Origin of the sequence: Massilia sp. DJPM01, assembly GCF_030348125.1 — a bacterium.
In the GTDB taxonomy this organism is placed as follows: domain Bacteria; phylum Pseudomonadota; class Gammaproteobacteria; order Burkholderiales; family Burkholderiaceae_D; genus Telluria_A; species Telluria_A frigida.
Map to the genome: position 1 here is coordinate 24,126 of NZ_JAQOZV010000071.1, position 8,594 is coordinate 32,719.

The 8,594-nt window shown below is 60.7% G+C and carries 7 protein-coding genes and 3 pseudogenes; 9 read left to right on the forward strand and 1 reads right to left on the reverse strand.

The features are described from left to right. Positions 1 to 11: 11 nt before the first annotated feature. The 8 genes and pseudogenes from PO883_RS30040 (at position 12) to PO883_RS30075 (ending at position 7,406) form a co-directional block, all read left to right on the forward strand. Positions 12 to 1,637, forward strand: a complete 1,626-nt coding sequence (locus PO883_RS30040) for a GMC family oxidoreductase (protein ID WP_289313033.1) — start codon at positions 12 to 14, stop codon at positions 1,635 to 1,637. 171 nt (positions 1,638 to 1,808) lie between these two features. Then, complete coding sequence (locus tag PO883_RS30045) at positions 1,809 to 2,579, forward strand: ABC transporter ATP-binding protein (RefSeq protein WP_167091219.1); 771 nt, start codon at positions 1,809 to 1,811, stop codon at positions 2,577 to 2,579. After that, positions 2,579 to 3,286 (forward strand): ABC transporter ATP-binding protein, encoded by a 708-nt coding sequence (locus PO883_RS30050; RefSeq protein WP_167091221.1) that lies wholly within the window; start codon positions 2,579 to 2,581, stop codon positions 3,284 to 3,286. Before PO883_RS30045 ends, PO883_RS30050 begins: the two co-directional genes overlap by 1 nt. Before the next feature lie 56 nt (positions 3,287 to 3,342). After that, positions 3,343 to 4,548: an ABC transporter substrate-binding protein gene (locus tag PO883_RS30055; protein WP_167091223.1), complete on the forward strand. Its 1,206-nt coding sequence runs from the start codon at positions 3,343 to 3,345 to the stop codon at positions 4,546 to 4,548. Between the two features lie 144 nt (positions 4,549 to 4,692). Beyond that, complete coding sequence (locus PO883_RS30060; RefSeq protein WP_289313034.1) at positions 4,693 to 5,577, forward strand: branched-chain amino acid ABC transporter permease; 885 nt, start codon at positions 4,693 to 4,695, stop codon at positions 5,575 to 5,577. A 19-nt stretch (positions 5,578 to 5,596) separates the two neighbouring features. Continuing rightward, entirely contained in the window at positions 5,597 to 6,580 is a 984-nt protein-coding gene (locus tag PO883_RS30065) for a branched-chain amino acid ABC transporter permease (protein ID WP_289313035.1), read from the forward strand. 73 nt (positions 6,581 to 6,653) lie between these two features. Beyond that, positions 6,654 to 6,863, forward strand: coding sequence for an alpha/beta fold hydrolase (locus tag PO883_RS30070; RefSeq protein WP_289313036.1), 210 nt, complete (start codon positions 6,654 to 6,656; stop codon positions 6,861 to 6,863). A gap of 31 nt (positions 6,864 to 6,894) precedes the next feature. Then, a pseudogene (locus PO883_RS30075) lies at positions 6,895 to 7,406 on the forward strand (transposase). Between the two features lie 136 nt (positions 7,407 to 7,542). On the opposite strand, the pseudogene PO883_RS30080 reads toward PO883_RS30075, so the two are convergent. Then, positions 7,543 to 8,031, reverse strand: a pseudogene (locus PO883_RS30080) (transposase); the annotation flags it as partial. An 84-nt stretch (positions 8,032 to 8,115) separates the two neighbouring features. On the opposite strand from PO883_RS30080, the pseudogene PO883_RS30085 reads away from it, so the two are divergent. Continuing rightward, a pseudogene (locus tag PO883_RS30085) lies at positions 8,116 to 8,594 on the forward strand (hypothetical protein); the annotation flags it as partial.

The window sequence follows — 8,594 nt, forward strand, 5'->3', positions numbered from 1 at the left end:
AGGAGCGGCATTTGGAATCGGCAGGAGAATACGACTACATCATCGTCGGCGGCGGCACCGCCGGCTGCGTACTGGCCAACCGCCTGACCCGGCGCCGCGACACCACCGTGCTGCTGATCGAAGCGGGCGGGCGCGACGACTATGTCTGGATCCACATTCCGGTCGGCTATCTGCACTGCATCGGCAACCCGCGCACGGACTGGATGTACAAGACCGAACCGGATGCCGGCCTGAATGGCCGCTCGCTGATTTATCCGCGCGGCAAAGTTCTTGGCGGCAGCTCCTCGATCAACGGCATGATTTACATGCGCGGCCAGTCGCAGGATTACGAGCGCTGGGCCGAACTGACCGGCGACGCCGGCTGGGGCTGGGATAAGGTATTGCCGCTTTTTAAGAAGAGTGAGGATTATCACGGCGGCGCCAGCGAACTGCATGGCAGCGGCGGCGAATGGCGGGTCGAAAAGCAGCGCCTGTCATGGCAATTGCTGGACGCTTTTCGCGATGCCGCCGAACAAACCGGGATCCGCAAGACCGAGGACTTCAATGGCGGCGACAATGAAGGTTGCAACTATTTCGACGTCAACCAGAAGCGCGGCATCCGCTGGAACACGGCCAAGGCCTTCCTCAAGCCTGCCGCCAAGCGCGACAACCTGACCATCATGACTGGCTGCCACGTGGAACGTTTGATCATCGACGACACGGAGCAGGGCAAGGTGTGCCGTGGGGTCGAATTTACCGGTGGTGGCACGGCCTTCACGGCGACCGCCATGCGCGAGACCGTGCTGACCGCCGGCGCGGTCGCTTCGCCGCAGATTTTGCAACTGTCCGGCGTCGGGCCGGCGGCGCTGCTGCGCGATGCCGGCATTGCGGTCCAGGTCGATGCGCCCGGGGTTGGGGATAACTTGCAGGATCATTTGCAGCTGCGCATGATCTATAAAGTCAGCAATGCACGCACCCTCAACACCACGGCCGCGAGCTGGTTCGGCAAGATGAAGATCGGCATGGAATACGCGATGTTCCAGAGCGGGCCGATGTCGATGGCGCCGTCGCAACTGGGTGCGTTTGCCCGCTCCGATCCGGGCCAGGCCACGCCGAACCTGCAATATCACGTCCAGCCTTTGTCGCTGGAAAAATTCGGCGATCCCCTGCATCCATTTCCCGCGTTCACGGCGAGCGTGTGCAACTTGCGGCCGACATCGCGCGGGCATGTGCGGATTGCCTCAAGCGATTCCTACGCCGCGCCGAAAATCACGCCGAATTACCTGAGTACGGAGCAAGACCGCAAAACCGCGGCGGCGGCGCTGACGCTCACGCGCAAGATCGTGGCCGCACCGGCCATGGCGCGCTATGCGCCGCAGGAATTCAAGCCGGGCATGGCGTTTCGCACGGAACAAGAATTGGCCGAGGCGGCCAGCCAGATCGGCACCACGATTTTCCATCCGGTCGGCACCTGCAAGATGGGCAGGGCAGGCGATCCGATGGCCGTGGTCGACAGTCAATTGCGCGTGAACGGCGTGCAAAAACTGCGCGTGGTTGATGCCTCCGTCATGCCGCTGATCACGTCCGGCAACACCAACAGTCCCACCATCATGATTGCCGAACGCGCGGCCGAACTGATCGCCCAAGCGGCCAAATAGACCATCCGGTCAGACCCCGGATTTGCCGCAAAGTTGCACTTCCATGTCGCTTGCCTGATAGGCATCAGCGCTTGCAGCATGGTAGTTATACTGTATTGTGACCAAAAACCATTGTGTGTATTATCGAATAAAAAAGGTTTCAAAGCGGTATCAAAATAAACCGGAGACACAATGACAGACGTCATATTGGAAACAAAGAACCTGACCAAAGAGTTCAAGGGCTTTACTGCGGTCAATGATGTTAACCTCACCGTCCAGCGCGGCCACATCCACGCGCTGATCGGTCCCAACGGCGCCGGCAAGACCACCTGCTTTAATCTGCTGACCAAATTCCTGGTGCCCACCTCGGGCCAGATCCTGTTCAACGGCAAAGATATCACCGCCGCCCATCCGGCCCAGATCGCGCGCATGGGCATTATCCGTTCGTTCCAGATTTCCGCCGTGTTTCCGCACCTGACCGTGCTGCAGAACGTGCGCATCGGTTTGCAGCGCGAACTGGGCACGTCCTTCCATTTCTGGCGCAGCGAACGCTCGCTCTCGCTCCTCGACGACCGCGCCATGGCGTTGCTGGCCGAAGTCGACCTGACCGAATTCGCCGATACCGTGACGGTCGACATGCCCTACGGACGCAAGCGTGCGCTCGAAATCGCCACCACCCTGGCGATGAAGCCCGAGCTGATGCTGCTCGACGAGCCGACCCAGGGCATGGGCCACGAAGATGTGCACCGCGTTACCGAGCTGATCAAAAAGGTGTCGGCCGGCCGCACGATCCTGATGGTGGAACACAATATGAACGTGGTGTCCGGCATCTGCGACAAGATCACCGTGCTGCAAAGGGGAGCGCTGCTGGCCGAAGGCAGTTATGCCGAGGTGTCGACCAATCCGCAGGTGATGGAAGCCTATATGGGCACGACCAGCGCCGAACTCGAAGGAGCGCACTGATGACCGCGGCGCTCGAAATATCGAACCTGCAAGCCTGGTACGGCGAATCGCACATCCTCCACAACGTCAATTTGCGGGTCGAGAAGGGCGAAGTCGTCACCCTGCTGGGCCGCAACGGCGCCGGGCGCACCACTACCCTGCGCGCGATCATGGGCTTGACCGGGGCGCGCACCGGGTCGATCAAGGTCAACGGCATCGAAGCGATCGGCCTGCCGACGCACAAGATCGCCCACCTGGGCATCGGCTATTGCCCGGAAGAGCGGGGGATTTTTTCCTCGCTGTCGACCGAGGAAAACCTGATGCTGCCGCCGCAGCTGGCTGGCAGCGAGCCCGGCATGTCGGTGGCCGAGATCTACGAGATGTTCCCGAATTTGCTGGAACGCAAAAACAGCCAGGGCACGCGTTTGTCCGGCGGCGAGCAGCAGATGCTGGCGGTGGCGCGCATCCTGCGCACCGGCGCGCGCCTGTTGCTGCTCGATGAAATATCCGAAGGCCTGGCGCCGGTGATCGTGCAAGGCCTCGCGCGCATGATTACCACGCTCAAGGCCAAGGGCTACACCATCGTCATGGTGGAACAGAATTTCCGCTTCGCCGCACCGCTGGCGGACCGGTTTTACGTGGTGGAGCATGGTCAGATCGTGGAGACCTTTGCTTCGTCGGAACTGAGCGCCAAGATGCCGGTCCTGACCGAGCTGCTGGGCGTATAGCAGGATAGCGACAGCCCAACAGCCAGACCCATACCTATATCCTCAATGGAGACAATATGAAACGTAACATCATTGCTTTAGCAGCCAGCGCAGCCTGCCTCGGCTTGGTCCTTCCGGCACAGGCGCAAGTATCGAACGACACCATCAAGATCGGCATGCTCACCGACGTGTCCGGCGTGTACGCCGACGTCGATGGCGCCGGTGGTGCGGAAGCGGTCAAGATGGCGATTGCCGACCTGGGCGGCAACATCAACGGCAAGAAGATCGAATTCGTCTTCGCCGACCACCAGAACAAGGCCGATATCGCCGCCAGCAAGGCGCGCGAATGGTTCGACCAGCAGGGTGTCGACATGCTGATCGGCGGCACCAATTCGGGCGCCAACCTGGCCATGGCCAAGATCGCGTCCGAAAAGAAAAAGGTCTTCATCTCGATCGGCGCCGGCTCCGCCCGCCTGACCAATGAAGAGTGCTCGCCCTTCACCGTGCACTACGCTTACGACACGGTGGCCTTGGCACGTGGAACAGGTGGCGCGATTGTGAAGCAGGGCGGCAAGTCCTGGTATTTCCTGACCGCCGATTATGCCTTCGGCCAGTCGCTGGAGAAAGATACGACGGACGTGATCAAGGCGGCCGGCGGCACGGTGGCGGGCACCTCCAAGCATCCGCTGTCGGCGTCGGATTTCTCGTCCTTCCTGCTCAAGGCGCAGGGGTCGAAAGCGCAGATTCTGGGTCTGGCCAATGCCGGCGGCGACATGATCAATGCGGTCAAGGCAGCCAACGAGTTTGGTGTTGGCAAGTCGATGAAGCTGGCCGGTTTGCTGGTGTTCATCAATGATATCCACACCCTGGGATTGAACCTGACCCAGGGCATGTACCTGACCGATGGCTGGTACTGGGATCAGAGTCCGGAAAGCCGGGCCTGGTCGAAGCGCTACTTTGCCAAGATGAAGAAGTTCCCATCGATGCTGCAAGCCGCCGATTACTCGGCCGCGACCAACTACCTGAACGCGGTCAAGGCGATCGGGACCGACGACAGCGAGAAGGTCATGGCGCAGTTGAAGAAGACCAAGATCAACGACATGTTCACCAAGGGCGGCGAGATTCGTGCGGATGGCCGCATGGTGCACGATATGTACCTCATGGAAGTGAAGAAGCAGGCGGAGTCGAAGTATCCGTGGGATTACTACAAGGTCGTCGCGACCATTCCTGGCGCGCAGGCGTACACGACCAAGGCGGAAACGAAGTGCGCGTTGTGGAAGTAAGTTAGGTCGCTTTTGACAATCCACCGGCGCTCTCCGTAGCCCGTCGTTTTGCGCCTCCTCCGTCGTTCCCGCCGAGTGCCGCCCTGGCGCGGGAACGACGGATCTCACCGGCCCGCCCGGTCCCATTTTATGAACTGAGATGCCATGGAAATATTCGGCGTTCCCCTGCAAGCCATGGTCAGCCAGCTCTTGCTCGGCCTGGTCAACGGCTCTTTCTACGCCATGCTCTCGCTTGGCCTGGCCGTCATCTTCGGCCTGCTTAATGTCATCAACTTCTCCCACGGCGCCCTCTACATGATGGGCGCCTTCGCGGCCTACATCGGCGTCACCACCTTCGGCCTGAGCTACTGGGCGATGCTGGCGCTGGCGCCCCTGCTGGTCGGCGTGTTCGGCATCATCGTCGAAAAGACCATGCTGCGCTGGCTCTACAAGCTTGACCACCTGTACGGCCTGCTGCTCACCTTTGGCATCACCTTGCTGCTCGAAGGCGTGTTCCGCTCCTTCTTCGGCAACTCCGGCCAGTCGGTCGACGTCCCGGCGCTGCTGCAGGGCCGGACCGACCTGGGCTTCATGGAATTGCCGAACTACCGCCTGTGGGTGGTGTTCGCCTCGCTCACGATCTGCCTGCTGACCTGGTTCGTCATCGAAAAAACCAAGCTCGGCGCCTATCTGCGGGCCGGGACCGAGAACCCGAAACTGGTCGAAGCCTTCGGCATCAACGTGCCGCTGATGGTCACCCTGACTTATGGCTTCGGCGTCGCCCTGGCCGGTTTCGCCGGCGTGCTGGCGGCGCCCATCATCAACGTCACGCCACTGATGGGCTCGAACCTCATCATCGTCGTGTTCGCGGTGGTGGTGATCGGCGGCATGGGATCGATCATGGGTTCCATCATCACCGGCCTCGGCCTGGGCGTGATCGAGGGCCTGACCCGCGTCTTCTATCCGGAAGGCTCGGAAGTGGTGGTGTTCGTGGTCATGGTCGTGGTCTTGCTGCTCCGCCCCGCCGGCCTGTTCGGCAAAGAAAAGTAACCGAGAACTGGAGCCATTGATGAACAAGAACATCGCTTACGGCATCGCCTTGCTGGTCGCACTGGCGGCGCCCTTTATCGGTTATCCCGTGTTCCTGATGAAGTTGCTGTGCTTCGGGCTGTTCGCCTGCGCCTTCAACTTGCTGATCGGTTACACGGGCCTGCTGTCCTTCGGCCATGCCGCTTTCTTCGGCTCGGCCGGCTATGTGACCGGCCATGCGCTGACCGTGCTCGGCTTGCCGACCGAAGTTGGCATCCTGCTCGGTGTGGCCGCCAGCGCGCTGGTCGGGCTGGTGATGGGCGCACTGGCAATCCGCCGCCAGGGGATTTACTTTTCCATGATCACCCTGGCGCTGGCGCAGATGGTGTATTTCGCCGCCCTGCGCGCCCCGTTCACGCACGGGGAAGATGGCTTGCAGGGAGTTCCACGTGGAAAGCTGTTCGGCGTGATCGACCTGGGCAACGACCTGACCCTGTACTTCGTCGTGCTGGCCATCGCGGTGGCGGGCTTTGCCTTGATCGTGCGCACGGTGCATTCGCCGTTCGGCCAGGTGCTCAAGGCGATCAAGGAAAACGAGCCACGCGCCATTTCGCTCGGCTACGACGTCGACAGGTACAAGCTGGTCGCGTTCATCCTGTCTGCATCGCTGGCAGGCCTGGCGGGCGCCACCAAGACGCTGGTGCTGGGCTTCGAGACGCTGACCGACGTGCACTGGGCCATGTCGGGCCTGGTGATCCTGATGACGCTGGTGGGCGGCATGGGAACGCTGTCGGGACCGATCCTCGGCGCCTTCATCATCATCACCCTGGAAAACAAGCTGGGCGATATGGGCAACTTCCTGGCAACCCAAACCGGCGTCGAGTGGTTCAACACCCTGGGCGAATCGGTGGGCATGGTCACCGGATTGATCTTCATTGCCTGTGTCTTGCTGTTCCGGCGCGGCATTGTGGGCGAAATCGGTGCGGCGCTGGCGTCAGTCGGAGCAAAGAAAAAATCCGTATGATTGCTTGAGATGCAGGAACACGAAGCCGGGTCGCATGACCCGGCTTTTTTTATGGGCAAGGCACGCAGCATCGATGGAACAGACAGTGACCGTCAATGGAATTGCCATGCATGTCGTCACCGAAGGGGAGGGGCGGCCCGTGCTCCTGCTGCGTGGCTTCCCGGATACGCATCGAGGATGGCGTCGGCAAATCGATGCGCTCGCTGGCGCTGGTTACCGCAGCATCGTGCCGGACCTGCGCGGGTTCTGTCGCATTAGCGAAGGCCGACGGGTAATCGGGTAAACTGCTGCGCCCGAACCCAGGACGACTCGACATGTTTAATTTCAAAGGAATGCGTTTTCCGATCGACGTCATCTTGGTCTGCATCCGCTGGTATGTGGCCTACCCGCTGAGCTACTGGCATCTCGAGGAGATGATGGAAGAGCGCGGCGTGTCGGTCGACCATTCATCGATCAACCGTTGGGCGCTTCGTTTCCTGCCGCTCATCGAGAAGATGGCCCGGAAACACAAGCGCCCGGTCGGCGGCAGCTGGCGCATGGATCCAACAAGGCGGCGATCGACGAGGTCAACGCTGGTCGCGACGTCCCGATCATGGTACGCCAAGTCAAATACCTCAACAACATCGTCGAGCAGGACCACCGCGCCATCAAGCGGGTGACCAGGCCCATGCTCAACTTCAAATCATTTCGCGCCGCCGGCTCCGTGCTCGCCGGCATCGAGCTCATGCACATGATCCGCAAGAACCAGTTCGCGATCGACGGCGTGGATATAGGGTCGTTCGCCGACCAATTTTATGACTTGGCAGGAATGGTCCGTCCAGTTTAAGGGGCACTGTGCCGTTCCCGGAAAATTCCGCCGTTTGATCAACAACGCGACAGAACCAGTGTCGCGCACCGGGTTGATAATCAGGTGCCAAACGCTTAACTCGGTTTTCTGTTCCACTGCACCTCAAACCCCAATTCTATGGCAACAGTGCCTCGTAATCCTCGACGGTCGTGGCCTGGGGCAGGCGTTCGAGCACATGGCGCAGCCAGGCGTAGGGCTCCTGGCCGTTGGCCTTGGCGGTTTCGACCAGGCTGTAGAGCTGGGCGCTGGCGGTGGCGCCCCGGGGCCTGTCGCTAAACAGCCAGTTCTTGCGGCCGATGACGAAGGGCCGGATGGTCCGCTCGGCGGCGTTGTTGTCGATGGGTAAAAAACCGGCTTCGACGTAGCGCTCCAGACGGCTCCAGTTGCTGGCCAGGTAGCCCAGCGCCTTGCCCAGGGCGTTGCTGGCGGTGACCTGGGGCTGGGTTTTCTCCAGCCAGGCGCGCAGCTGCGCCAGCAGCGGCACGCTGTGCTGTTGCCGCCCGGCCTGCCGGACGTCGTCGCTGGCCGCATTGAGCTCGCGCTCGATGCCGTAGAGCTTGTTGATCAGGCCCTGGGCGATGTCGGCACGCCCGGTTTTCCCCTTGGAGTCTCCGATCACGAATGTCCACTTTCTGAAGTAGCACCCCTGTTAGAATCGTCGCATCTTAACAGCGCTCAAGGGTGCCGCATGTCTGCCAATACTTTCACCCTGACCTGCATCGGCGATGATGCAGCGCTCTCCGCTCTACACGATAAGTTGCAAGCCGCTAGCACCGTCACTGACTCCCGTAGCTGGCCGGCACCGCTTGATACGATTTTCGAAGGTTGGGACAGCCCCTTTATACTGTCCGCTTCGGTACGAGGAGCCACGCTGCGCTGCATAATCGATACGTCAACGAGTGACGATATGGAGTACTCGCAGATCGTCGCATTGCACGCTGCAGGCGTAGAGTACCTGCGTGTAAGTGTGTTCAATAGTCAAGTTGGGGAATCGGCCACCAACCACTACCATCTAGGCAAGCATATAACGGCCAAGGCATTTCCGAAGCTGGAGCTGTCAGAAAGCGAACGACTATACGCCCTTGTTGAGGAAGGTAACGACATCGCACTGGCCAAGATGATCAAATCTGGCGTATCGGTGGAGGCAGTAATAGATGGTGTGCCGCT